Origin of the sequence: Bacillus atrophaeus, from assembly GCF_001584335.1 — a bacterium.
Classification (GTDB): Bacteria; Bacillota; Bacilli; order Bacillales; family Bacillaceae; genus Bacillus; species Bacillus atrophaeus.
In genome coordinates, this window is sequence record NZ_LSBB01000021.1 from 1 (window position 1) to 26439 (window position 26439).

Annotated in this window: 27 protein-coding genes and 2 tRNA genes; all 29 read right to left on the minus strand. The window is 43.5% G+C overall.

Annotated elements, in window-relative coordinates:
• Positions 1–250: 250 nt before the first annotated feature.
• Positions 251–1750, minus strand: coding sequence for a lysine--tRNA ligase (gene lysS / locus AXI57_RS18675; RefSeq protein ID WP_003328541.1), 1500 nt, complete (start codon positions 1748–1750; stop codon positions 251–253).
• 90 nt (positions 1751–1840) lie between these two features.
• The gene (gene dusB / locus AXI57_RS18680) at positions 1841–2842 is read right to left on the minus strand and encodes a tRNA dihydrouridine synthase DusB (RefSeq protein WP_003328542.1); all 1002 of its coding nucleotides are present in this window, start codon (positions 2840–2842) and stop codon (positions 1841–1843) included.
• A 13-nt stretch (positions 2843–2855) separates the two neighbouring features.
• Positions 2856–3074 carry a helix-turn-helix domain-containing protein gene (locus tag AXI57_RS18685; RefSeq protein WP_003328543.1) on the minus strand — a complete coding sequence of 73 codons (219 nt, stop codon included), beginning with the start codon at positions 3072–3074 and terminating at the stop codon, positions 2856–2858.
• The gene (folK, locus tag AXI57_RS18690) at positions 3026–3529 is read right to left on the minus strand and encodes a 2-amino-4-hydroxy-6-hydroxymethyldihydropteridine diphosphokinase (protein ID WP_003328544.1); all 504 of its coding nucleotides are present in this window, start codon (positions 3527–3529) and stop codon (positions 3026–3028) included. The genes AXI57_RS18685 and folK overlap by 49 nt, the downstream gene beginning before the upstream one ends.
• The gene (gene folB, locus AXI57_RS18695; RefSeq protein WP_061670920.1) at positions 3526–3888 is read right to left on the minus strand and encodes a dihydroneopterin aldolase; all 363 of its coding nucleotides are present in this window, start codon (positions 3886–3888) and stop codon (positions 3526–3528) included. The genes folK and folB overlap by 4 nt, the downstream gene beginning before the upstream one ends.
• Positions 3881–4738 (minus strand): dihydropteroate synthase, encoded by an 858-nt coding sequence (gene folP, locus AXI57_RS18700; protein ID WP_061670921.1) that lies wholly within the window; start codon positions 4736–4738, stop codon positions 3881–3883. The genes folB and folP overlap by 8 nt, the downstream gene beginning before the upstream one ends.
• Positions 4739–4755: 17 nt before the next feature.
• Entirely contained in the window at positions 4756–5595 is an 840-nt protein-coding gene (pabC, locus tag AXI57_RS18705; RefSeq protein ID WP_061670940.1) for an aminodeoxychorismate lyase, read from the minus strand.
• Entirely contained in the window at positions 5595–6179 is a 585-nt protein-coding gene (gene pabA, locus AXI57_RS18710) for an aminodeoxychorismate/anthranilate synthase component II (protein WP_003328550.1), read from the minus strand. Before pabA ends, pabC begins: the two co-directional genes overlap by 1 nt.
• Positions 6180–6192: 13 nt before the next feature.
• Positions 6193–7608: an aminodeoxychorismate synthase, component I gene (pabB, locus tag AXI57_RS18715; RefSeq protein ID WP_061670922.1), complete on the minus strand. Its 1416-nt coding sequence runs from the start codon at positions 7606–7608 to the stop codon at positions 6193–6195.
• 170 nt (positions 7609–7778) lie between these two features.
• On the minus strand, positions 7779–8705 hold the full coding sequence (gene cysK / locus AXI57_RS18720; protein ID WP_003328552.1) for a cysteine synthase A: 927 nt from the start codon (positions 8703–8705) through the stop codon (positions 7779–7781).
• Positions 8706–8784: 79 nt separating this feature from the next.
• Positions 8785–9675 (minus strand): peptidyl-prolyl cis-trans isomerase, encoded by an 891-nt coding sequence (locus tag AXI57_RS18725; RefSeq protein ID WP_061670941.1) that lies wholly within the window; start codon positions 9673–9675, stop codon positions 8785–8787.
• A 50-nt stretch (positions 9676–9725) separates the two neighbouring features.
• Complete coding sequence (gene hslO, locus AXI57_RS18730; protein ID WP_061670923.1) at positions 9726–10601, minus strand: Hsp33 family molecular chaperone HslO; 876 nt, start codon at positions 10599–10601, stop codon at positions 9726–9728.
• Between the two features lie 9 nt (positions 10602–10610).
• Positions 10611–11387, minus strand: a complete 777-nt coding sequence (locus tag AXI57_RS18735) for a type III pantothenate kinase (protein WP_003328555.1) — start codon at positions 11385–11387, stop codon at positions 10611–10613.
• Between the two features lie 196 nt (positions 11388–11583).
• Entirely contained in the window at positions 11584–13503 is a 1920-nt protein-coding gene (ftsH, locus tag AXI57_RS18740; protein ID WP_003328556.1) for an ATP-dependent zinc metalloprotease FtsH, read from the minus strand.
• A gap of 97 nt (positions 13504–13600) precedes the next feature.
• On the minus strand, positions 13601–14143 hold the full coding sequence (hpt, locus tag AXI57_RS18745; RefSeq protein WP_087941800.1) for a hypoxanthine phosphoribosyltransferase: 543 nt from the start codon (positions 14141–14143) through the stop codon (positions 13601–13603).
• The gene (gene tilS / locus AXI57_RS18750) at positions 14137–15555 is read right to left on the minus strand and encodes a tRNA lysidine(34) synthetase TilS (protein WP_061670924.1); all 1419 of its coding nucleotides are present in this window, start codon (positions 15553–15555) and stop codon (positions 14137–14139) included. The genes hpt and tilS overlap by 7 nt, the downstream gene beginning before the upstream one ends.
• A gap of 105 nt (positions 15556–15660) precedes the next feature.
• Positions 15661–16677, minus strand: a complete 1017-nt coding sequence (locus tag AXI57_RS18755) for a serine/threonine protein kinase (protein ID WP_061670925.1) — start codon at positions 16675–16677, stop codon at positions 15661–15663.
• On the minus strand, positions 16643–17380 hold the full coding sequence (locus AXI57_RS18760) for a vWA domain-containing protein (RefSeq protein ID WP_003328561.1): 738 nt from the start codon (positions 17378–17380) through the stop codon (positions 16643–16645). Before AXI57_RS18760 ends, AXI57_RS18755 begins: the two co-directional genes overlap by 35 nt.
• A gap of 85 nt (positions 17381–17465) precedes the next feature.
• Complete coding sequence (gene spoIIE / locus AXI57_RS18765; protein ID WP_061670926.1) at positions 17466–19955, minus strand: stage II sporulation protein E; 2490 nt, start codon at positions 19953–19955, stop codon at positions 17466–17468.
• 225 nt (positions 19956–20180) lie between these two features.
• Positions 20181–20252: transfer RNA gene (locus tag AXI57_RS18770), tRNA-Glu, on the minus strand.
• Between the two features lie 10 nt (positions 20253–20262).
• A tRNA-Met gene (locus AXI57_RS18775) sits at positions 20263–20339 on the minus strand.
• Positions 20340–20506: 167 nt separating this feature from the next.
• Entirely contained in the window at positions 20507–20893 is a 387-nt protein-coding gene (locus tag AXI57_RS18780) for a S1 domain-containing RNA-binding protein (RefSeq protein ID WP_004264630.1), read from the minus strand.
• Between the two features lie 80 nt (positions 20894–20973).
• Positions 20974–21351 carry a cell division protein DivIC gene (gene divIC / locus AXI57_RS18785; protein ID WP_003328566.1) on the minus strand — a complete coding sequence of 126 codons (378 nt, stop codon included), beginning with the start codon at positions 21349–21351 and terminating at the stop codon, positions 20974–20976.
• Between the two features lie 17 nt (positions 21352–21368).
• Positions 21369–22004, minus strand: coding sequence for a spore cortex biosynthesis protein YabQ (yabQ, locus tag AXI57_RS18790; RefSeq protein ID WP_061670927.1), 636 nt, complete (start codon positions 22002–22004; stop codon positions 21369–21371).
• Positions 22001–22303, minus strand: coding sequence for a sporulation protein YabP (gene yabP, locus AXI57_RS18795; protein WP_003328571.1), 303 nt, complete (start codon positions 22301–22303; stop codon positions 22001–22003). The genes yabQ and yabP overlap by 4 nt, the downstream gene beginning before the upstream one ends.
• A 78-nt stretch (positions 22304–22381) precedes the next feature.
• Complete coding sequence (locus AXI57_RS18800; protein WP_003328572.1) at positions 22382–22642, minus strand: RNA-binding S4 domain-containing protein; 261 nt, start codon at positions 22640–22642, stop codon at positions 22382–22384.
• Positions 22629–24116 carry a bifunctional methyltransferase/pyrophosphohydrolase YabN gene (yabN, locus tag AXI57_RS18805; RefSeq protein WP_061670928.1) on the minus strand — a complete coding sequence of 496 codons (1488 nt, stop codon included), beginning with the start codon at positions 24114–24116 and terminating at the stop codon, positions 22629–22631. Before yabN ends, AXI57_RS18800 begins: the two co-directional genes overlap by 14 nt.
• Positions 24106–25707, minus strand: a complete 1602-nt coding sequence (locus AXI57_RS18810; RefSeq protein ID WP_061670929.1) for a putative polysaccharide biosynthesis protein — start codon at positions 25705–25707, stop codon at positions 24106–24108. The genes yabN and AXI57_RS18810 overlap by 11 nt, the downstream gene beginning before the upstream one ends.
• A gap of 183 nt (positions 25708–25890) precedes the next feature.
• A complete protein-coding gene (gene spoVT / locus AXI57_RS18815) occupies positions 25891–26427 on the minus strand; it encodes a stage V sporulation protein T (RefSeq protein WP_061571124.1) in 537 nt (178 codons plus the stop codon).
• Between the last annotated feature and the right edge of the window lie 12 nt (positions 26428–26439).

The window sequence follows — 26439 nt, forward strand, 5'->3', positions numbered from 1 at the left end:
AAAGATCATCTTGTCCGCTTTGTTTGAGCGACTTTATTATTATATCAATTCGCTCTTTCAAAGTCAACAACTTTTTTCAAATTCTTTTTTTCGTTATCGCCTTGTTTAGCGGCAACGAATAATAATATACCATCCTATAAATAATAGTGCAATAGTTTTTTTGAAGAAAAAACAAAAAAACTTTAATAGTGATTTTGTTTCAAAAAAAGAGTGCCTTCCCTATTCATGATAAGGCTGGCACTCTTTTAAATTAACGCTGTCTCATTTGAGGGAATAATAATACATCTCTAATAGAAGGAGCATTTGTTAAAAGCATGACAAGACGGTCAATACCGATGCCAAGTCCGCCTGTTGGCGGCATTCCGTATTCAAGAGCCTCGACAAAGTCTTCGTCCATCATATGCGCTTCGTCGTTCCCTTCTTCTCTTTCTTTTAATTGCGCCTCAAATCGTTCTCTTTGGTCGATAGGGTCATTTAGTTCGGTAAATGCATTCGCATGCTCACGGCCGACGATAAACAGCTCAAAACGATCTGTAAAGCGAGGGTCCTCAGGGTTTTTCTTAGCAAGAGGAGAAATCTCTACAGGGTGACCGTAAATAAATGTTGGCTGAATCAATGTTTCTTCGATTTTTTGTTCAAAGAACTCGTTAATGATATGGCCTACTGTCATAGATTTCGTGATTTCCACGCCATGTTCTTTTGCATAGTCACGCGCTTGCTCAACAGTCACTTCATTCCAGAAATCAACGCCTGTTGCTTCTTTAACTGCGTCTACCATATGAAGTCTTTTCCACTCAGGTTTAAGATCAATTTGTTCTTCACCGTATTGGATAGTTGTAGAGCCGAGCACTTCTTGAGCGATATGAGCGATAAGATTTTCCGTTAAACTCATGATGTCTTGATAATCAGCATACGCCTCATATAATTCAATCATAGTGAATTCAGGGTTATGACGTGTAGATACGCCTTCGTTGCGGAAAACACGGCCGATTTCATATACTTTCTCTAAACCGCCGACAATCAAACGTTTTAAGTGCAGTTCGATTGCTATACGCATGTAAAGCGGCATGTCTAATGCATTGTGATGAGTGATAAACGGGCGTGCGGATGCTCCTCCCGGAATGCTGTGCATTGTTGGTGTTTCAACTTCTAAGTATCCGTGATCATCTAAGTATCTTCTCATTGCTTGAATGATTTTGCTTCGTGCAATGAATGTGTTTTTACTATCAGGGTTCACAATGAGGTCAAGATAGCGTTGGCGGTAGCGCTGTTCCACATCTTTCAGGCCGTGATATTTATCCGGCAGCGGACGTAAAGCTTTTGTCAGCAATTCAAATGACGTTGCTTTAACAGATAGTTCCCCAACATTTGTTTTGAACACTTTTCCTGTAACACCGATTAAGTCACCGAGGTCGGACGTTTTGAAAATCTCATATTGCTCGTCGCCGACACTGTCTTTTCTTACGTAAATTTGGATTTGGCCTTCTAAGTCCTGGAGATGGGCAAATCCGGCTTTTCCTTTGCCGCGTTTTGTCATCATGCGGCCTGCAATTGTAACTTCGATCGCTTTTTCTTCTAATTCTTCTTTAGATAGTTCTTGGTACGCTGCGATGATTTGTTCAGATTGATGGGAGCGGTCATAGCGTTTCCCGAAAGGATCTATGCCGTTATCTCTTAATTGGTTCATTTTATCTCGTCTGACTTGCAGCTGGTCGTTCAATTCCTCATGATTTTGCTCTTCTTGACTCATTGGTATCACTCCGTTACGTTTATTTTCATGAAAAAAGCAGAAAAACTGCCAGCAAAAAAACTGGCAGTGAGCAGCAAATAGAGGTGATCGTTATCCTACCTTTGCGTCTTGAAGCTCTTTTGCCTCAACTTCAACCGTAAATGCATCCAATAGCTGCACAAGTTCTTCCCGCGTTTCGCAATGGTTAATTTCGTTACGAACTTTCGCATTGGCTCTTACGCCTTTCAAGTACCAAGCAGCGTGTTTTCTCATCTCTCTGACTGCTACATTTTCACCTTTTAAATCAATTAAGCGGTCCAGATGAAGCTTACATACCGCCATTTTTTCACGCACTTGCGGTTCGTCTTTTAATTCACCTGTTTCAAGGTATTGAACCGTACGGTAAATCATCCATGGATTCCCCAGCGCTGCACGTCCGATCATAACACCGTCGACTCCGGTTTCATCAAGCATCCGCTTAGCGTCCTGCGGCGTTTTGACATCACCGTTACCGATTACCGGTATAGATACTGATTGCTTAACCTCTTTGATGATATCCCAATTTGCGGTTCCTTCGTACATCTGCACTCTTGTACGGCCGTGAAGCGCAACTGCTTTTCCGCCCGCACGCTCAACAGCCTGTGCGTTTTTCACCGCGAAAATGTGGTCTTCATCCCAGCCCATTCTCATTTTTACAGTGACCGGCTTATCGACGGATTCCACTACTGCAGAAACCATTTCATAAATCTTATCAGGATCGAGAAGCCATTTTGCTCCCGCATCACATTTTGTAATCTTTGGTACTGGACATCCCATGTTAATATCAATGATATCAGCAGTTGTGTTCTGGTCTACAAACTTCGCCGCTTCCACAAGGGTTTCCTTTTTTCCTCCGAAGATTTGAAGGCTGAGCGGTTTTTCACGTTCATCAATGTAAAGCATACCCATTGTTTTCGCATTGTTGTAAAGGATCGCTTTGTCGCTGACCATTTCAGCGCATACCAATCCGGCTCCGAATTCCTTTACAGTCAATCTGAATGCTGAGTTGCAGACACCAGCCATAGGGGCCAGCACAACCCGGTTTTTCAATTGAATATCACCGATTTTAAACATTTTTCCCCTCCTTTCATTTATTATTATTTTCTGGCGGGGCTAATTCCTCCGCACTTATATTTAAAGCATCGGCCACATCTTTAATAATAGCAGGTGACGGCAAACGGTTCCCTCGTTCAATTTCGCCGAGAATGGAAACTGATATGCCTAAAGCCTTTGCAAATCCTTCTTGAGTATACCCTTTCAGCTTTCTGAATGCACGAATTCGTCTACCCCAGATTTCTGCTTCCATACTCTTACACCTTCTTGGTTTGTTTCAGCGCTTATTTTATTATTTTCCACTTGCGGGCAAATCTCTTTTAACGGCGCAAGGACAAATAAACGCTCATACATTCTCGGATGCGGAACAATTAATTGCTCTGTTTCAATATTTTCACGATTATAAAGCAAAATGTCAAGGTCTGCCGTTCGCGGTCCCCATCTGATATCTCTCTTTCTTCCCAATTCTGATTCAATACTCTGCGTAAGATCAAGCAGCTCGAATGGAGTCAAAGAGGTTTTAATTTCTGCCGCCATATTCAAAAACTCATCCTGCGCTTCATAACCGACCGGATCGGTTTCATAGATGGAAGACACTTTTGTTACTGTAACGGCTTCATGCTGATGGAGCAGCACCACAGCTTGTCTCAAATAGCTTTCCCGATCTCCGATATTTGAGCCGAGCGCAATATAGGCTGTATTGTTCATGATTTAGTTCTCGTCATTTCGATGGCAACTGATTTGTAGTGCCCGCGAATAGGAGGGTCCGGCTTAATGACTTTTACCGTGCATTGCTGTACCGGCAGAAATTTTTTCAGTACGGTATCGGCAATGCGTTCCGCCAACGTCTCAACAAGATTTACCGGTTCGCCTTCTACGATATCCTGACACACATGGTAAAGCTCAGCATAGTTAATCGTTTGTTCCAAGTCATCCGTCTGACCGGCTTTGCTCAAATCAAGCTCCGCTGTCAAGTCGACTTTGAAGCGCTGTCCGAGTTTGTTTTCTTCTTCAAAAACACCATGATATCCGTAAAACTCCATGCCTTCCACATAGACTTTATCCATGATGCGCCCCTCCTTTATTCAGCATGGCATCCATCATTTTAGCCATTCTTGCGATTTGTTTAACATCATGCACTCTGACTATATCACAGCCCTTTTGAATGCCGAGGCACACCGTTGCACCCGTGCCTTCCGCTCGCTCTTCAGGCGGAAGATCCAATACACGGCCGATGAATTTTTTCCTCGAAGTTCCTAGAAGCATCGGATAGCCGAGTCCGCTGAAGATCTCAAGCTTATTCATAACAGCCAGGTTATCATGATATGTTTTCGCAAACCCGATACCCGGATCAAGGATAATATGCTTGTCCGCCACTCCGGCCTCTTTTGCGATTTTTACACTTTCCATTAAATCAGCAAGCATATCAGGAATTAAGTCATCGTAATTCCGCTCCGAGCGGTTATGCATCAGCACAATGGGAACTTTATGAGCAGCTGCCACAGCTGCCATTTCCGGCTCTGCTTTCGCTCCCCAAATATCGTTAATGATGGAAGCTCCCGCTTTAACTGCTTCATCAGCAACAGCTGCTTTATACGTATCTATAGAGATTGGGACATCCAGTTCACTCGTTATTCGCTCAATAGCCGGAATGACTCGTGACAGCTCTTCGTCTTCTGATACATACTCAGCACCGGGCCTGGTTGATTCTCCGCCTATATCAATAATATGGGCGCCGTCGTCAATCATCTGTATGGCATGCCGGAGCGCCATATCTGTATTTTCGTATTTCCCGCCGTCCGAGAAAGAGTCCGGCGTTACATTTAAAATCCCCATCACCAGCGTCTTTTCTTTCAATGATAACTTGTGATGCTTGGCGTGAAGCAGTTTGGTTTGTTCAATCGTTTGCTGCGCCATTCTCTTCCCCCTCTTTTCTATCCTAGCCTGTCATTCGTATATAGTTCTTGAAGAAAGGCTGTCATTTCCCCGCTTACGCCGGGAAATGCTGCCTCTTCAATCTTAGAAAATGGAACAATCTCCAGAACGGAGTTTGTCATCCATGCTTCGTCAGCCGTTAAGAGGGACTCCAGCCGAAAACGGCCAGTCTTTACTTCCGCTCCAAGCTTCTCCATTTTTTCAATCACAAAACGCCTTGTCACTCCGTCAAGTATTCCGGTATCAAGCGACGGTGTATAAATGCATTTACCTATAGACCAAAAAATATTAGAAATGATGCCCTCTGCTACAGCGCCGTCCTCGGTTAAGAAAATCCCTTCATACCGAGGATCGTTGCCAAGCTCTTGTTTTGCATACATATTATTTAAATAATGATGTGATTTTAACCGATACTGCCCTTCCGGCGTATTTCTCCGGATAGTCAGAACCTTCCCCTCTTTTTGAACGGGCAGGTTTTCCGGAATCAAAGGATTTACAAAACAGAGTACTGTGGGGTTTTCATAAGTTTGAGCGGTAAAGCCCTTGGTGCTGACGCCCGCAGAGATATTCAGCCTGACACGGGCGTTTCCGTCTTCTATATGATTCAGCCGGAGCAGGTTGTCCACCATATCCGTAAGTTCTTCTTTTGTTATTCTGTGCTTGATCTGCAGATCCTTTGCCGCCCGCTCCAGCCTTTCTAAATGCCATTCGATCAGAAAAGGCCGGCCTTCATATAGCCTGAAGGTTTCAAACACACCGATACCGTACAAGAAACCATGGTCAAAAGGAGAAAGAGATGCTTCTTTCTCCTCTATAAATTGACCGTTCAAATATATGATCACGCCGTTACTTCCTTACGGTGCGTCTCTATGAAATTTCTAAGCATGTCTTTGCCAAAAGAGGTCATAATCGATTCGGGATGGAATTGAACTCCCTCAATCGGAAGGGCATTATGCCGAATAGCCATGATTTCTCCTTCTTTTGTCCGGGCCGACACCGTGAAACAGTCCGGAAGTGTCTCTGCTTTTACAATGAGCGAATGGTACCGGGTGGCGACAAGCGGGTTTTGCAAACCTTCAAATACAGTTAAACCATCGTGTTCTATTTCAGATGTCTTCCCATGCATGAGGCGCTCCGCCCTTACAACGTCTCCGCCGAAAACCTGTGCGATTGATTGATGTCCGAGACATACCCCAAAAATGGGTACCTTACCAGCAAAATGTTTGATTGCTTCCAGGCTGATCCCAGCCTCATCAGGACTGCACGGTCCAGGAGAAATCATTAAAAAGTCCGGCGACAGCTCCTCAATTTGCTCGATTGTGATTTCATCGTTTCGTTTGACGATAAGTTCCTCACCAAGCTCGCCTAAATATTGCACTAGGTTGTACGTAAATGAATCGTAATTATCAATCATTAAAATCATTTCTCAGCTCACCTCATCTAATTTTTTTCTCTTCTTGGCTCTGCTCTAACGCCTTCTTCATCGCAAAAGCTTTTTTGAAGGATTCCCTGTACTCATGCTTAGGAACCGAATCAATGACAACTCCTGCGCCGGATTGCATGAAGGCTTGCCCCCCGGCTGCATAGATTGTCCGGATCACGATATTAAATTGCATATCTTGATTATATCCCAGCCATCCTATAGATCCAGTATAAAGCCCGCGCCTTGTGGGCTCAAGTTCTTCTATAATTTCCATCGTTCTTACTTTCGGCGCGCCCGTAATGGTGCCTCCCGGAAATACTGCATGGATAATGTCTACGGCGTCATTTCCTTCACGCAATTCGCCTTGTACATTGGAAACAATGTGCATGACATGGGAGTATTTTTCTATAGCCATAAATTCATTGACCCGTACAGATCCATAACTGGATACTCTGCCTAGATCATTCCGTTCAAGATCGACCAGCATGACATGCTCTGCCCGTTCCTTCTCGTTTTGAATTAATTCGTTTGCCAGCGCTTCATCCTCTGCGCCGTCTTTTCCTCTAGAGCGCGTTCCCGCGATCGGTCTAGTCTCAAGCATTTTGCCTTTTTTGCTGACAAGAAGCTCCGGAGAACCGCATATAATTTGAAATTCCGGGGTTTCAAGATACGACATATACGGAGATGGATTTATCTCTCTCAGCGTTTTATAGATCTTGTACGGATGAGCAGAGAGAGTTGTGGACTGCCTGACGGAAAGATTGACTTGAAATACATCTCCGCTTGCAATGTATTGCTTAATTTTCTCAACAGCCTGAGAAAAACTCTCTTCAGTAAACGGAACTGCAAATGATTTGTCAGCGCTTGGTTTTGGTTCTTGCGGAAGCGGTGATGCGCTGTTTTCCGCTAACCACATTTGTTCCAGGGCGGAAAGCTTCATCTCCGCTAACGCTTGGTCATCTTTCTCTGTATGGGTAATCAGCCAGAGCGCTTCTTCTTCATGGTCATAGACAGCTATATCATCGAATACGAGAAAATACAGATCCGGTGTTTCCAAATCGTCTAATGCAAGCATCTTAAAGTTTTCAATGTAGCGTGCGTAATCATAACTGAGAAAGCCGATTGCTCCGCCTTGAAAGTCGGGAAATTCTTCATTCGTTTCAGTTTGAAGAGTTTCAAACCAGCTGTAAAACGCGCGGAATGGGTCACCTTCTTTAAATATTGTTTCTCCATTAAATTTTATAGTGGTGATACCGTCTTTTCCCTTTGCTGTCGCAATCGGATCAAGACCGGCAATACTGTATCTCCCGCCTCTGGCGCTATCCAAAAGAACATGCTGTTTTCTGGACTGCGCAAGATTCTCATATTGTTGTAAAAAAGTTTCTTGGTCAAAAGGTATTTTTCTGCCTGCCGGTCTTCGTTGTGCCATTGTATCAATCCTCTGCCTTCGTTTTCTGCTTATCTTTATTTTAAAGCAATCTTGTTAGTGAAAAAAGGTGAATTTCGCTTCCAAAAATAAGATTCGCAGCATACTTGGCGTTTTCGAGACATTCACATAAAAAAACTCCCGGCGCAGATCCGGGAGTTTTCACACATTTTCTATTCAAATTGGTAAAGCGGTGTACTTAAGTAGCGTTCACCGTTACTTGGAATAACAGCCAAGACTTTTTTGCCTTTTCCTAGTTTTTTCGCTACTTGAAGCGCTGCATAGATTGCGGCGCCGGATGAAATTCCGCCTAGAATTCCTTCTTCACGTGCAGCTTTACGCGCATATTCAAAGGCTTCTTCATTCTTCACAGGGAAAATTTCATCATAAACTTCAGTATTTAAGATTTCAGGCACAAATCCCGCCCCAATTCCTTGAATTTTATGAGGGCCTGGTTTTCCTCCTGAAAGCACTGGAGAATCAGACGGCTCAACCGCATAGATTCTTATAGAAGGATAAGCTTCCTTCAGTACTTCACCTGCTCCTGTAATGGTTCCGCCTGTTCCGATTCCGGCTACGAACGCATCAAGCTGGTCTTCACCGAACTGCTCAACGATTTCTTTACCGGTTGTTTGGCGATGAATTTCGGCGTTTGCCGGGTTATTAAATTGCTGAGGCACAAAGTAACCGTGCTCTTCAGCTAGTTCTTCTGCTTTTTTGATCGCGCCTTTCATTCCCTCAGCGCCTGGTGTAAGCACTAATTCAGCACCGTAAGCGCGAAGAAGGTTGCGGCGTTCCATACTCATTGTGTCAGGCATGACTAAAATGGCTTTTAAACCTTTAGCAGCAGCTACCATCGCAAGCCCGATTCCCGTGTTTCCGCTTGTGGGCTCGATGATTGTATCTCCGGCTTTCAGTTTGCCTTCTTTTTCAGCAGCTTCAATCATCGCAAATCCTATACGATCCTTTACGCTGCTTCCCGGATTCATATATTCGAGTTTCAGATAAACATCCGCGCTGTTTTCTTCAACCAGACGATTTAGTTTGACTATTGGAGTATTTCCAATCAATTCAGTAATGGAGTTTGCTACACGTACCATCCTCGACACCTCAATTTCCGACTATTTTTATTGGTATTATGTATACAATCTATCAATTTCAAAATTTTTTGTCAATCTTTTAGTTTTCTTCATCATCGTAAAACCAAGACACGTCAGCTTCTTTCCAAAGGGTTTTGACAGTGGCTTTATCGCCTAATTGATCCATGGCAATCTGCCGTTTAATCTGGTCCTTCACTTCGTCGTATGTAAATGTTCTGGCATTCAGTTTTTCCTTCAGCTGAATAATCGCATACCCTTTACTGACTTTAATCGGTTCAGCCGACCATTCGTTTTCTTTAAGCGTTCTGGCCTCCGTTATATATGCGGCCGGAATGCTGTCCTGTGCTTCTGTGACGAAACCAAGATCCCCGCCGTATGGTGAAGTATATCTGTCGGTTGAACGTTCTGCCGCCACTGCTTCAAAACTTGACCCGCCCTTTAGGTCCTTTAAGACCCGGTTTGCTTCTTCTTGATCCTTTACCACGATATGACGGATTCGGTATGAATCATCAAATTGATACAGCTCTTTATTTTTAGTGTAAAATGATTTCATTTCTTTCTCGGAAATATCAATGTCTTTTGTGAGCAGTTCTTCCAGCAGGATATTGTAACGGATTTGGTCCTTCCACTCTTTTTCAGTTGTATGCTCGTCCTCATAAAAAGAATTATTCACTGCTTTGATCAAGAGAAATTCACGCTCGATATCACTATCTGATACCTTGAGTTTGTTCTTTTTGGCGAGCTGTTCCACCACGCGGACGTTAATCATGTCTTCAAGTGTCGCCTTTCCGTATTCATCCTCCATTTTCTTCAGCCAATCTTCTCTTGTTACACTTTTATCTCCAATGGTAGCGATCGATTCTTGAGACTGGGTTGCTGCCGCCTGTGATTTCGTTAACTTATACGCAACAACGATACAACTGACCAAAAGCACACCCACAATGATTGTCCAAATTGTTCTTGATTTCAAATTCAACTTCAGCCCCTTCTTTTCAATCATAAAACAACCCGCTAAAGAGCTTAGCGGGTTGTTTCGTCTCGAAGCTCTTCCAGCTCTTCTTTTGTAAATAAATATTTTTCATTACAAAAATGGCATTCTGCTTCGGCTTGTCCGTCTTCTTCTATCATATCTTGAATTTCTTTTTTGCCTAGTCCCAAAATGGCTGTTGTGAATCGTTCTTTTGAACAAGGACAGTGAAATTTGACCGGCATGGTTTCCAAAATATCAGGTTTCTCCCCTAATACTTCTTCCAGAACCTCTTTTGGCGTCAGACCTTTTTGGATCAGCTTAGAAATAGGCTCTACTTGAGAGAGACGCTGTTCAATTTTTGTGATGGTTTCCTCATCGGTTCCCGGCAGGAGCTGCAGGATAAATCCTCCGGATGCTAAAATGGTGTTATCAGGATTGACAAGCACACCCACGCCGACTGAAGAAGGAACCTGCTCAGACGAAACGAGATAATACGTGAAATCATCTCCCAACTCTCCGGAGACTATTTCTACTTGGCCTGTGAAATAATCACGCATTCCCACATCTTTTACGACACTTAATGTTCCGTCCGTACCTACGGCTCGTCTGACATCAAGCTTGCCATGTTCATTCAGGTCAAAATGAACGTGCGGATTTGATACATATGCCCGCACTTCTCCTTTTGCATTGGCATCGGCAACAATTGCACCGATTGGGCCGCCGCCCTCCACTTTAACCGTAAGCTTATTGTCGCCTTTCAGCATAGCTCCGAGCATTAGTGTTGCTGTCATTGTACGGCCTATCGCCGCTGAAGCTGTCGGCCATGTATCATGGCGCCTTTGAGCCTCATTAACCATATCAGTAGTGTCCGCTGCATATGCCCGAACCTTTCCGTTATACGCAAGAGCTTTAACTAAATAATCCATTGTAACCTCCTATACACTTCCTACGCGATTCCGTTCATAAATAATTTCAAGCCCTTTCAGGGTTAAGAACGGGTCGACGATATCTATACAATCTGATTCATTCGCAATCAATGGCGCAAGGCCCCCGGTCGCAATGACTTTAGGCTCTTGGCTCGACTGCCATTTCATTCTTTTAACGATTCCTTCCACTTGGCCGACATAGCCAAATAAAATTCCCGACTGCATCGCAGTAACTGTGTTTTTGCCGATGATTTGATCAGGACGGGCAATTTCTATTCGAGGCAATTTCGCGGCACGGGAGTACAGCGCCTCTGTAGAAATTGTAATACCCGGGGCTATCGCTCCGCCCATGTATTGTTTGTTTTCATCAATATAACAATACGTCGTCGCCGTTCCAAAATCGACAACAATGAGAGGGCTGCCGTATAACTGAATGGCCGCGACGGCGTTGACGATCCTGTCTGCCCCGACCTCTTTTGGATTATCATATTTTATATTTAAACCTGTTTTCATACCGGGACCGACAATTTGCGGGTCGATATGAAAGTATTTCTTGCACATTCTTTCTAATGCAAACATAATCGGCGGCACAACTGATGAAATAATAATTCCTTCAATTTGCTCAAACATAAGACCGACATATTCAAATAAAGAGTGCAGAAGCATTCCGAACTCATCTTCTGTTTTATGCCTGCTGGTCTCAATACGCCAGTGATATTCTAATTCCCCATCATGATATACACCAATCACGGTGTTGGTGTTCCCCACATCAATAACCAGTAACAACCTCTATCACCACTTTTGAATAGTTTCTCTATCATTAGTTTTACAACATTCTACAATACCATACACGATCAGTAACTGATTTGTAAATAAAACGATACCATATCCGGGTGTTCAGAAATAACTGTCTTTTATCCTTTTTCACAACAAAAAAACTGCCAAGACAAGCTGGCAGTTTTTTCAGAGTAAGAAAGTGAATTTATTCTTTAGGATTGTCTTTCTTTTCTTCTTCTGTTTTTGACAGAATGTTAACTTTTACATCATCGCTCTTCTCATGATCATCTGAGAACTTGCGCTCCGGCAATGTACCATGATCTGTAAGATGCTTGATTTGTTCAGCATCCAATGTTTCAACTTCAAGCAATGTTTGAGCGATCAATTCAAGCTTATCGCGATTTTCTGTCAGAATAGTCTTCGCGCGTTCATAGCTTTCTTTAATGAAACGCTGAATTTCCTGATCGATTTGATAAGCGATTTGTTCACTGTAGTTTTGCTCGTTGTTGAAATCACGGCCTAGGAATACTTGACCGCCCTGGGATTGGCCAAATTGCAGCGGACCCAGTTTGTCGGACATACCGAACTCTGTAACCATTCTTCTTGCTATATTTGTCGCGCGCTGGAAGTCATTGTGCGCTCCTGTGCTGACTTCGCCAAAGATGATTTCTTCAGCAACACGTCCGCCCAAGAGACCGACAATCTTATCAAGCAGTTCAGGTTTCGTCTGGAAGTAACGGTCTTCTCTAGGAAGCATAACCGCATAACCGCCAGCCTGCCCGCGAGGTACAATTGTTACTTTATGAACCATATCCGCTTCATCCAAAACAAGTCCGATGACGGTATGACCGGCTTCGTGATAAGCTACGATATTGCGTTCTTTCTTCGATATGACACGGCTTTTCTTAGCCGGACCGGCAATGACTCGATCCGTTGCTTCATCAATGTCGCGCATATCAATTTTTTTCTTATTTTGACGAGCGGCTACAAGAGCTGCTTCATTCAATAGGTTTTCTAAATCAGCGCCGGAGAATCCAGGTGTTCTCGTAGCGATCGCTTTGAGATTAACTGTTTCATCAAGCGGTTTGTTTCTCGCATGGACTTGCAATACCGCTTCACGGCCGATGACATCAGGTCGGTCGACAGTGATCTGACGGTCAAAACGTCCCGGACGAAGCAAGGCAGGGTCCAAGATATCCGCGCGGTTTGTAGCCGCAATAATGATGATTCCTTCGTTTGAGCTAAAGCCGTCCATTTCAACAAGCAGCTGGTTAAGCGTCTGTTCACGTTCATCGTGCCCGCCGCCAAGACCTGCTCCACGCTGACGCCCTACTGCGTCGATCTCATCAATAAAGATCAAACAAGGCGCGTTCTTCTTAGCATTTTCGAACAAATCACGCACACGGGAAGCACCGACACCGACAAACATTTCAACGAAATCAGATCCGCTGATGCTGAAGAAAGGTACACCGGCTTCGCCCGCAGAAGCTCTGGCAAGTAATGTTTTACCAGTACCAGGAGGCCCTACTAACAGTACGCCTTTAGGTATTCTTGCGCCTAGCTCGGCGAACTTGCGAGGATCTTTAAGAAACTCAACAACCTCGACAAGCTCTTGCTTTTCTTCATCAGCGCCAGCTACATCTTTAAATTTGACACGTTTCTTTTCCTCTGTATAGAGCTTCGCTTTACTCTTACCGAAGTTCATAACACGGCTTCCGCCGCCTTGAGCCTGGTTAAGCAGGAAGAAAAACAGAATGAAGATAATGACAAACGGGATGATGGTCGTCAAGAACGTCACCCATCCGCTCGTTTCTTGAGCGGGCTCAACTTTCACATCCGTCTTTTTCAACGCACTAAATATCTGGTCTGCTCCCTTTCCTTCAGGAACATGAGTCAAAAAGTATTGATCCTTGTCGTAGTTTTTCAGCTGTCCTTTTACCTCATAAACACCCCTGACAGGCTGAACCGAAACGCTATCTACCTTCCCGTTATCCAGGTTTGTGATAAACGTACTGTACGACATATTTTCTGTTTTCGGATTTGAGGTTTGGAAATAACTCACAACCCCGATTACTACTAATAAAATAAGTAAATAAAAAATGGTATTACGGAAGACCCGATTCATTCCTTACCTCCTCCCACAGTAAGCACAACTATGTTCAATAGTATCATAGAAAATCATTCCAATACAACCAATAACCATCTCGGAAGCAGGCCGCTTATCAGCTTTCATAAACTGCCGGTTTTAACACTCCGATATAAGGCAGATTGCGATATCGCTCAGCGTAATCAAGTCCGTAACCCACAACAAATGCGTCAGGAACTTTAAAGCCTACGTAGTCTGCTTTAATATCCGCTTTTCTTCCGCTTGGTTTATCCAAAAGGGTAACAATCTTAATTGATTTTGCTTTACGGTATCGGAAGAGCTCTACAAGATAACTTAACGTTAACCCACTGTCGATAATATCTTCAATAATTAAGATGTCCCGGCCTTCTACAGATGTATCCAAATCTTTTATGATTTTTACTTCTCCAGAAGAAACGGTTGAATTTCCGTAGCTTGATACATCCATGAAATCCATTTCCAAATATGTATCAATATGTTTCAAGAGGTCTGCCATAAAAGGAAGAGCTCCCTTTAATACACCGATCGCCAGCGGAAATTTATCTTTGTACTCGCTTGTTAAATCAGCTCCAAGCTCTTTTACTTTCTTTTGAATCTCTTCTTCAGAGATCAAAACTGATTCAATATCTTGTTTCATGATTTTGCTTGCCCCCTACACATTTCATGCTGTCTATATTGTAATACAATGCGGTCGCCGTTTGGAATCACAAGATCTTCAAAAATGGATTTTTTCAAGCCGGGTATCCAGATAATTTCACCGGTTGCATCAGTCACAATCGGCCAGCTGTCTCTCATTTGCAGAGGCAATTTTTTATCAATAAATATATCCTTTACCTTTTTTGAGCCATTCATCCCTTTAAGTTTCATCCGGTCACCTATTCTTCTCGTGCGGACTGTTAAAGGAAATCGCACCTTGTCTTGACTTGTAATAAAAACAGCATTCCCAATTCCATCAAGAGATTCAGCATCGCGCTCAACCGTTATCTGAGAACCGCCAGGGAGAATCACCGTTTCACCGGCAGTTCCGCTTATTTGATATTCAAAGGGAACTTCTTTACATTGCAATTGTTCAAATGTAAACAAACATGTCTGATATGATTTGACCACCTTCAGTCCGTTTGGAAAGTCAAGCACTCCCGAAGGACTGCCGTTTTTCGCCCATTCTAAAAATTGCTGAATGTGCCGGGCGGAAAAAGACGATGGAACGTTTTCATAAAGATAGTTTAATATTAGTTGAACTCCTCTTCTTTGTAAAGGCATTGGGAGGGCAAGCAATGCGGCGGAATTCAATTCAACTGATGTTTCAGACTGGCTTGTGATTACTTTATTCATTTCATCTTTCGTTAATGACTGCAAGTATTGTTCATCTTCAGTCAGGGATTCGCTTACCTTTTGAAACTTTCTGTGCACATCGTGTGATTCTTGTTTTAAAAAGGGAAGCACGGCTTTTCTGAACCGGTTTCTGGTGTAATCATCTTTGGCATTGCTCTCATCTGTCCTGTACCTTACATCATGTTCGAGACAATATGTAAGCACATCTTCCTTTGTAATTGAAAGGAATGGTCTGATGAGCCATCCGGTCTCAAACTTCCGTACTGGCTGCATTCCGGCCAGTCCTGCTCCGAGGGTGCCTTTCGCCAGCCTCATGAGCATGGTTTCAACCTGATCATCACCATGATGGGCAAGCGCTAAATAATCAGCCTGGTGCTTGACCATAAGGTCCTTAAAGAACCGGTATCTGCACTCACGCGCGGCGGCCTGCTTATTGAGTCTGTTCATTTCAGCATAAGCAGAAACGTCAATTTTCACTGTTTCACAGGTGATCCGTTCAGTCTCGCAATATGCTTGTACAAATCGCATATCTTCTTCAGATGCTGCTCCTCTGAAACTGTGGTCAACATGCGCGGCGATAATAACCGAAGCACGGCCAAATTGTGTGTGCAGGAAGTTGAGAAGAGCCATTGAATCAGGGCCTCCGGAAACGCCTACAATGATTGTTGCCCCTTCTAAATGAAGATTGTATTTTTCGAAAAAGTCTTTCACACTGTTCACAACGTCCTCCTCACGATGAGCAGGTATTTTAAAGATATACATATCCTATCACTTTCAAACCTTCCAAGCAAAGAAGAAGCACGGGTTTTGCATATCTAAAAACAATCAAATCAAAAAAAGGACAATGTATGCAAAATAGAGCGCAAGGACGCTAATAACGATAAGGGTTGTTTCAAACAATCCGCTCGACTTGACTGCTTTCTTTTTGGCTTTATACCTCGTTTGTGTCACTTTGCCTTGCCGAGGCTTTGGCTGCTGTGTTCCTGATGACGCTTGAGACGATGTCGGAGCAGGCGCTTTTCTTCTTTCATTCTGACGGCCTGCTGCCAGCAAGTCATTTTTCATCGCATCGGCTGATTGATAATCTCCGTTCAAAGCGGACACCAGCACTTTTTTATACTTTTTTAAAAATGGGTTGCCCTCAATGATGGAGCGAAGCTGTTCCTTCGGCTGATGCGACTTTTTGAATTCCTTTTTATGTACACAATTGATCATAATCATCGCAACAGCAAAGAGGTCATATGAGGGCTCTGCTTTTCTTGTGCCATATCCCCAATAGCCCCTATCGAAAAACTCTGTATATTCTTTTACGGCTCGGCCTTCCTTTGTTGTACCCCCGACATCTATACAGCGTATTCTCGCAGGCGGACCGTTTACAATCAGGTTATCCGGCTTCAGATCACCGAAAATCCAACCTTGCTGATGAAGAACAGAGAGACTCGACAAAAGTTGAACCATTAGCACAGGCACCCATTCCAAGCCCCTTTGGCTGACATATTGCAAAAGCAGCGGACCTTCTATATATTCCATCACATAAAAGGAAATATTGATTTTCGCACTTGGAACGAAGGCATCATCGACATCAAAAAAAGAAGGCCCCATAGTTCTCGATTGGGCCTTTGAAAAAGATTTTAAGACATTCACTTCAGAAGTAATAGACATGCTGTCATCACTAACTTTCAAGGCAACAAGTCCATCTGATGCTTCCGCCAAATAAACGATTCCGTTAGCCCCTTTTCCAAGCTGTTTAAGCAATCTGTAAGGTTTACCATTCCATTTCCCTTGGATTATAGTGCCCGTCGACAGACTACATGCCAAACTCGTCAAAGCGTCGTTCATCATCTTCCAACATGCCCCTTCTTGAACGTATTTTCTCAAAATGCTGTGTCGCTTCACGTAGCGCCGGGCCGGTAGGTGTAATGCCGCCTGTTGAAAGCTTCGCAAAGAGTGTGGAAAGAGATTGCAGCTTTGGCGTCCAATTCAGCACAAGCTCGACCTCTTGTTTTTTCCCGGGAAATATAAACATCGCAAATTCATTATTCCCGATTCTTGAGTTGAGACTGATAGAGAGATCAATCAGCGCCTCTTTCACTGTGGGGAGCTTCGGAGCCATACTGGCGCTTGTATCAACAAGCACTAGCACCTGAAGATGCACCGTTTCCCCCAGTTCATCAACCACTTCCATCACTTCGCCGCGTTTTTCCGGAGAGAGTTCCTCCATTTCCACATTCTTTCCCAAGATTTGCTTAAGCTCTTGATTGACAACGCCTTGCAGAGTTTGAGTCATTGCCTTTTTCGTCACCATCTGTACGGTCTGAGAGAGCTGTGATGCGTACACTACCTGGTGCACACCTCCGCCGGCAAGGGCTATGCCTTCGACTTCTTTCATTGCTTCATGATCGACTGTGTTTTCCTCCATAATACCGATGACATTCACCGTAATTCCCTGCTCCTTAGCAAAAGCCGCCATTGCCAGCGGGTCTTCTCCATGGTTAGAGCAGCCGTCCGTTATCAGCAGAATCTGATTTAAATGTCCACTTTTCACATTCCATTCCTCCTGGAGAATACGATCATTCTCAGTCTGATTTATTTCCATCTTCGCCAGAAGAAATTTGATTTATACGGAACGGTTATGAAATTTCTTGTTTATTTTGAAAGAGAGCCGGAACAGGAATTGACGCCCATTTTGGAGTGTTATGGTCAATTCGGACAACAACGACAGTCATATCATCTTCGATTTGACCTGATCGCGTACGGATGACCTCCTCCATCATTACATCCGCAATTTCTTGCGGGTCTTCGGTTTTTAGCCCTTTCATTTTGCGCTTCATCCATAAGTCATAGTTCTCCACGTGCTTAGGACCTTCAAAAATACCGTCACTCATCATAATCAGGAGATCACCGGCCTTCAGCTGTTCGCTTACAACTTCTACATCAAATTCGTTAATAATGCCGATTGGCAGGTTGCTTGCCTGTACTTTTATGACTTGCTCCCCGCGTTTAATAAAGCTTGGTGTCGATCCGACCTTCAAGAATTTACAGCTCGCGTCCTGAAGATCAATAATGGACAGGTCCAGTGTGGAATAGATTTCATCAGTTGTCCGTAACGACAAGATACTATTGATTGTTTTGATTGCTATTTTTTCATCAATTCCCGATTCGAGAATTTTTTCTAGCAGCTTTATTGTCTCGTTGCTTTCAAAGTGCGCTCTTGCGCCATTTCCCATGCCATCGCTGATTGCCGCTGCATATTTTCGCGCGCCCAGCTCCATCATGCTGTAGCTGTCGCCGGAGACAAGGCCGCCTCCTTTTGCCGCATGAGCCGCGCCCGTAGACACCCTGTATGATTTAGTTGAACCGAAAGCCACATGGCTATATCCATTTGGATGGTCTGAATGCTGTTCGGCTTTTACCAAAATCTGCTCCTCAAGTATATCTGAAAGCATAGGTGCAATGATTTTTTCACTTTCTCCATGCCCTCCGCTAAAAGGGATTGTCATTTCAATGTCAATATTGCCTTGTTCAAGGCTGTAGATTTCTACCTGCTGTATTTCTATTCCGAAGTGTTGCAAAGCCTCTATAATTTGCTCCTCTTGGATAAAGTGCTGTTCTCTTTCCCTTTTTATTTCCCGAGAAAAGTCTGACATAACTTCGGAAACGCCCAAAAGCTGTTCAGCAACCAGCCGCCTGCTGTCTTGGACCTTTTTCTTTAGTGTCAAATGGGCCTGATGGTGAGCAAGCTCGTCTTCAATCAGTTCTTCCACTTGACGGGATTTTGAACAATGCTGTTCGAACTCTTTTTTCAGACGGCGGTTTGTTGTGTATTGATTTTGTTCGGTTTCAAGCATAACTTGTTTCATTACGTCATATGTTTTATCAAAGTTCTGAACCCAGCATTTATTTTTCTTATAGCAGGTTTGGCAAGAATGCTCCGTGATCTTACTTAGGAAAAGATCAACTTCGCTGTCTTCATTCTGATCTTCCGGCACTGTTTGATAGAAGGTGGCAAAGCTTTCTGATAAAGCGTGAAAGACATTGGAGAACTGGTCAACCTTTTGAGCGGTTACATCTCTGATCTTCCTCGCATATTGCTGCTGCTCCTGAATATGTTCGGCAGTCCCCGGAATGTATTTCGCCACTTTTTTAGTAATCGATTGGGGGGTCAGCAAAAACAGCACAACAGCGATTAACGATTCATATAACGTCGTCATCAGCCCTGCTGAGCCTTCACCATATAGTGATATAAGGAGAGATCCTATGATCAGGCCGATTGCCGCACCTGCTTTCTTTCCTTCTTTCAACAGACCGCCCAGCAGGCCGGAAAACGCGAGTAAACTCATTTGGTACAGGTTTCCGATATTAGCAAGACCGAGAATCAATCCCGTCACTACGCCTACAGTACAACCGATGCTGGCCCCGCCGATAAAAGAAAAACTCAGCACAACATAACGGGCCAAAACATGCTCCGCCTGCATCCCTTGGAAAGATACACCTGCCAGACCGGTAAGGACAGAGGCAATTAAAATCATAAAACAAATAATTTCTTCTATTTTTAATGATTGCTTCACTTTTTTTACGGTGAAAATCGGAAGACTTTGGAGAAAGATCAGCGTTAATATAAAGGAAAGCCCGGCTTCTACGATAGCCATTACATAATCATAGGTTGTAAATGCGCCATTTTGCGCGTAGATAAACCCCGCTCTTGCAACGGCCATGGACAAGAACACCACGATCGGCAGCATTTTGACCCGGTCCTCTATCATAAAGGAAGCAATCTTTGAAAAGATGGAGAACACAAGCAATGCCGATAAAATAAGCAGAGAATGTTTTGGAGATATGGTCAGCGCGCCCGCCAGCAATGCCAAACATGCATAAAATGCTTTGTCTCTTCTGATAAGCAGCATGGCACCGAAAAAAGGAAGCGCGAAAGGAAGGACCTCAGATAGAATAAAAGCTCGTCCGAGTAAAAAACCGATTATTACATAAATGAAACCCTTATAGAAAAATAGTGAATGCAGATGATGGACCACCAGCTTCGTACCTTTATCAAAAAAGGATTGAAGTTTTTCTAAAGCTTGTCCCGCCATCGGCCCGTTCACTCTTCTTTCTGCTTTTTCCATTTCACTCATCTCCCACCTGTTCTATTCGTTGCTTGTCATTATAGCGAAAGCACAGATAGGATTTTGTCAAAAGAAGGTAACGAATTCAAAGAAGTCTTCGACGGTTTCTGCCCTGATCCTCATTACTCTCTTATTTTTCCGAGGATTTCTCAGAAATGTGTCAAATAACCGTGATGATCGAAATAAAAAAATCGGCTCCTCTATAGAAGCCGATTTTTCGCTTGATGACCCGTACGGGATTCGAACCCGTGTTACCGCCGTGAAAGGGCGGTGTCTTAACCGCTTGACCAACGGGCCGTAAATGATATGGTAGCGGCGGAGGGGATCGAACCCCCGACCTCACGGGTATGAACCGTACGCTCTAGCCAGCTGAGCTACACCGCCATGTCATTTGTGCTTACAAGCACAAGTTATATAATACAAAGGTTTATCTTATCCGTCAACAGAAACTTAAATGTTATAATTTTCTGACTATAAAAGAGACATAAAAATAAAAAAAGCACCCGCTGGGATAAACGGATGCTCCATTTTATTTATAGAAAGCAGCAAGGTTAACCTCTTCTTGCTCCGCGCCCTCCACGTTTTGATTCCGTGTTGCGTTTTAAAGATGATAAGCGGTCTTCGCTATCTTTTAAAAACTTATTCATTTTCTGCTCAAAAGATTCTTTTGGACGGAAATCATTTCTAGGTCTGGCTTGCGGACGGTCTTTAGCTTTTTTTATAGATAAACCAATTTTCCCGTCTTTTTCAACGTTGATGACTTTCACTTCAACTTGGTCGCCGACTTTTAGGTGTTCGTTAATGTCTTTTACATAATTATCGGCTACTTCACTGATATGAACGAGACCGGTTGAGCCTCCAGGCAATTCAACAAACGCTCCGAAATTTGTAATACCTGTTATTTTCCCTTGCAACTTGCTGCCAACTTCTATCGACATAAAAAAAGTGCTCCTCCTTAGGCTTATAAAAAGATCGTTTGCTTAATTATACCTAAATAAAAATTTAAGTGTCAACAAGGCTACTTATTCTTCTTCTCTACGTTGAAGAGAATTTCACCGTCGCCAGACAAGAAATAGTCCCTTCTGGCAAGCTCTGTGACGTATTCTTCATCTTTTAATTTGTTAATTTCTTCTTCTAAATCTGATTGTTTTGCCTTCATGCTTTTCAGTTCTTTTTGCAGCTGCGCTTTCTTTTCTTCTTTGGCGCTAAGGGAAGCGGTTTGCGTCCAAACAGAACTTGCTAAGACAATTGCCGTTAATAATACAAGGGCGCCAAATACGGCTAACCGCCTGAATAGCCCTTTTCGTCTTCTTTTTTTCTGCTGTGATTGACGCTCTACTTGTTCTTTATAGTCGTTTTGTATTTCAGTTATCGTTCGTTCCCTGGATAAATTCAAACCAGACGGTCCTCCTTTCACCTTTTCAGGTAACGTGTAATGGTCGTTTTGATTGTTATGAATAGTTTCTTCTTCTTTTCTAAAAATCCTGCACCTTTTTGAAAATAGCGTTTGATCCTTAGACGCAATGTTTCAGGAAGAAGTTTCAGACATTGTTTCAAAAGAAAATATATGGGAAAACATAATACCTTTACGATTTTATACAGACACAACAAAAGAAAAGTAATCAAGCGGTATACTTTCTGTATCAAAAACATGACGAGCCCGATAATCAGTGTACATACCCAGACAACTGGACGGAATAACACGTGCTGAACGAGCCTTTTTATGGATTGGTATACAGAAACCGCGAGATAGATGGTGAATTTCAGTATTTTTATATACATTCGTTTGCAAAGGCTTTGATACGTCGCAACGCCTAATAAAACTGCCAAGAAAATGTATATCCTGAGTTCACCCTCGTTCACATTGAGTAAGACATAAAAGAAGAGCAGCCCTTGTACGGTCCAAAAAAGGATATCATGGATAAATAAAAGCCATCTGGCTGTTCTCGCCCGAACGACAAACAGCCTGTACGTGTCTAATGACGCCCCAAGCCAGGCGCCCATGCCGGCCATTGCCAGCATCGTATAGAATTGAGTCGTGAGCGTCATTTAAACAACTTGCTAAAAAATCCTTTAGCTTTATCCCCTTGTTGCTCGTCTAAATAAACAAGGTCGAATACCCTGCCTTTGATAGATACAATTCCTTTTTCAACATCTAGGTTTTTCATTTGAAGATTTTCGCCTCTGACAGAAAGCATACCCATAACGGTTTCCAGCAGGAATTCTTCATTGTCAAAGCTTTCAACATGCTTGACGCCTGAAATATCTAAATGCTTCCGGCCTTTCATTGTGATATCATGCTGTTCCGGAACAGAAGAAGATCCTTTTTGTTCATAATATGAATTCATCTATCCAGCCCCCATATCCTCGATACTTTTAGCATTATTACTGCATTGTATGAGGCGGGGGAATTGTTTAGAACAAGCCTATTCGCCGAGTTTTTCTTCCTTCAGAATCGTGTACATATTGGCGGCCTCTTCTTTTTTAGTCGTGTCTTTCAATTCATTGACTTGAACGGTAACGAGTTTTTGGCCGAAGCGAACTTCTAATTGATCTCCCGCTTTGACATCAGAACTTGCTTTTGCCTGGTTTCCGTTAATGGAAATTCTTCCTTGATCGGCAACTTCCTTTGCCAAGGTACGGCGTTTGATCAGCCGGGATACTTTTAAAAATTTATCGAGTCTCATGTTCTGATCTCCTCTCAGTTTCTTTTGCTTCATTCCACAATTTGTCCATGTCTTCAAGCGACATGTCCGACAGCTCTATTCCTTTTGATTTTGCTGTTTGCTCAATATACGAGAACCGCCGGCGAAACTTGTCATTCGTCATTGCAAGCGCTTCTTCCGGTTCTATTTTATAGTAGCGCGCTACATTGACCAGTGCGAACAAAACATCTCCAAATTCGGCCTTTAAGCTATGCTCATCAGGAACGTTCTCGGAAACCTCGGAGGAGAACTCCTTCATTTCTTCATTGACTTTTTCCCAGATGTCGCCGACGTCGTCCCAATCAAATCCGACTTTCGCAGCTTTTTTCTGAAGCTTTGCCGCTTTAGACAGGGATGGGAGTGTTTTCGGCACGGTATCTAATAACGATGCTTCTGACGTTGGTTTTTCAGCTTTTTTTATCTCTTCCCAGTTGGCTAAGACGTCAGTCTCGTCCTGAACCTTAACATCCTTAAACACGTGCGGATGTCTTCTGATCATTTTTGCGCTGATCTCTCTTATGACATCATCTATCGTAAAGTATCCCTCATCTTCACCAATTTGTGCGTGGAGGAGCACTTGAAGCAAAACATCGCCAAGCTCTTCAATCATATGGTCGGTGTCTTCTTCATCAATCGCTTCAAGAAGCTCGTAGCATTCTTCGATCATGTATTGTTTTAACGTTTGGTGAGTCTGTTTTTTATCCCATGGACAGCCGTCCGGTCCGCGCAGCTCCCGAATGATCCTGCGGAACGCGGAGAACTCTTGGTAAAGGAGCTTCTCTTCTTTAATCGGCGGAACATACACACTTGTTAAATTATTAATTTCGACGCTGCGGTCAAGCTCGTACAGAGGGACGGTTTGTATTATTTCCTCGCGGCTTCCCGCCGCAGTGACAATCACAACCTCATAATCGTCCGGAAGCTTTTCCATCAATGTTAATTTCACTTCTGAGGCTGTCATCTGATCGTATACCTGACAAATGATTAAGTGATGGCGCAGTTCCAGCTCATCAGGCGTCAGGGTTCCCGCATCAACGAATTGAAGCCCTTCAATCGGGTCTATCTTCAGCGCGTTAAACGTAGCGTCAAGAAAGCTTTGGCCTCCGGCGACGGTTACCTTCACTTGTTTTTCCTCCTGCCGATCAATGAGCAGCTGGACGGTTTTTTCTGCCATGAAAGGGTGACCTGGCACGGCATAAACAATGTCTTGATGTTCTGCTTCCGCAAACAGGATGTCGGTAATTTCTTCGTATACCGCATCAAACTGGCCATGCTTTTCGTAAATGTCGTCAAAAAAACGAATGTGGCCCGTTTCCTTCTCCAACTCTTCGATCAGGGGGTGGTCTTTTGTTCTGACATAGAGAGCCTCAGCCTTTGTCAGCAGCTTATGTACGCCCAGAGTCAACTGGTCCATATCGCCGGCCCCGAGACCGACGACTGTAATATTACCTGCCATTTTGTTCTCTCCTTCTTTTGAATTTGCTCAACTTGCTGCCAAAAGGCACGCTGTTCAGCTCTTCGTCCGTAAATATATTCATATTCATCATACAATAAATAAACACAGCGCCACCAATGGCTACTGCCGATAAACTCTCAACAGCGGCTATTCCCCTTCCTGCCTCAGGGAAAACCATAGAACAGATACTCAGATACGCGAACAGGACCACTGACATCAAAAGCGCTGAGCTAAGAAGCGGAAAAATGGAGCTTCCCAGATTTTTCAGCCACCCTTTTTGCCATAACCGAAACAGATTGAGCCCGGCGACTGCCGCAAAAGAAATGACTGTTGCAAGCGACGCGCCTTCAATACCGCAGCTCGGTACCAGAACGGAATTCAATATCCATTTGGCCGCTATTCCCGCACAGACCGAAATGGCAGGGAAAACTGTATTTCCCGCTCCCTGCAAAACAGCTGCAGCGGTAACGGCAATAGAAGTAAAAAAGATGGAACAGCTGAAAATCTGCAAGGCTGCTGTTCCTTCGGTATTCCGAAACAGCATCATATTGACAGGTTCAAGTATACAAATAAGCCCTGCCGACGCCCCAGTTCCAATGACAAGAGAAAGCTTTAACGAGGACGTTATCTTTTCCTTTAATAACGACATTTCATTTTCTTTTACAGCCTTTGAAATATACGGTACCAGAGATGCCGCAATGCTTACGGCAAAAACGGTTCCGAGCTGAATAAGAGGCTGGCCGCGATCATAAATACCTTTAAGCCGCTTTGCTTCTTCGTCCGCTAATCCGTATGACAGCAATGCATATAGGTTTAGAGCATCCACCAGCTGGATCAATATCAAAAGCAAACTGCTGACACAAATTGTCACAGAATAAAGCAGCAATTTTTTTACGATTGCAGTTGTTCCGACCACATCTAATTCTTGTTCTGAGTTCTTATTTTCGACTTTCTTCGCTTTAAACCAAAATAAGCATAATAAAATGAGCGCCGCCATACTTCCGGCAAGCGAGCCGGAGGCCGCGGCCGCACCCGCGGCATAGAGAGAGTACCCTTCTTTCACAATCCAAAATGACAATCCGAGCAAAACTGCAACACGCAAAAGCTGTTCTGAAATTTGTGATAACGCAGATGGCAGCATGTAGCTGATCCCTTGAAAATAGCCCCTTAATAGGGCAGCGAACGGAAACAGGAGAAAGGCAAATGCCGCTACTTGTATTAACAAAGTGAGCTGAATGTCTCCCATAAACCGCGCTATCGGAACCGCGCCCGCATAGAGAAGGATAAACAAGATCAAACCGACTGATGATAAAAACAACGCGGCTATTTTTAATATTTTGCCGCTGTTTTTTTCTCCATAATCATTCATCAGCTTTGATATAATGACCGGAAATCCTGATGTTGAAAGCATAACCGCGATACCGAGAAAAGGATACACCTGCTGATATATATAAAATCCAACATCGCCGACAATGTTTTGAAATGGGACTCTGTAAACGGCGCTTAGTATCTTGGTCACCACGCCCGCGAATACTAAAACAAAAGCCCCTTGCCACATCTGATGCCGTTTGACGTCTATTGAATCATTCATCCAAAAGCTCCTTCCACTTGCAGGGGACCTCAATGGTTCTCTGTTAAAACGGGTAAAAACGAGCTTATTATAACATATCCCCAGGCTTGGAATCCTTTTTCAACCAATGAAAAAGAACAGCACATATGTGAGCTGTTCTATCATCGTTTAAGAATGTATTGGTTTCAGTAAATGGTATAAGACCTACTGTTCCATTTGACGAGCGAGAAAGCCGGCTGCCGTTTCTACAGCTTTATGTTCTACCTCACCCAATGATTGATCCTTTGAAAAAATGACCACAGCTCCAATTGGATCGCCATTTGCCACAATTGGGCCGATGGTATAAGAATTCATGTCTTCATCAATGCCATCAAGAAGCTGCGCTGACTTGACGTCACTCTCTACAACGGAGCTGCGCTGATCCATGGACTTCTCAAGCAATTCGCTGATTGATTTGTTCATATAGTCCTTTTTGGAACTGCCTGAGACTGCGATAAATACATCTCGGTCACAAATCAATACAGAATGCCCAAGACTGTCATAAAGTGCGTCTGCGTATTCCCTTGCAAAGTCTCCAAGCTCGCTGATAGGAGAGTATTTCTTTAAAATAACTTCTCCATCACGATCAACAAAAATTTCGAGCGGATCACCTTCCCTGATTCTTAAAGTTCTTCGGATTTCTTTAGGGATGACGACCCGTCCTAAATCATCAATACGACGTACGATACCGGTTGCTTTCATCTCTCTGGTGCC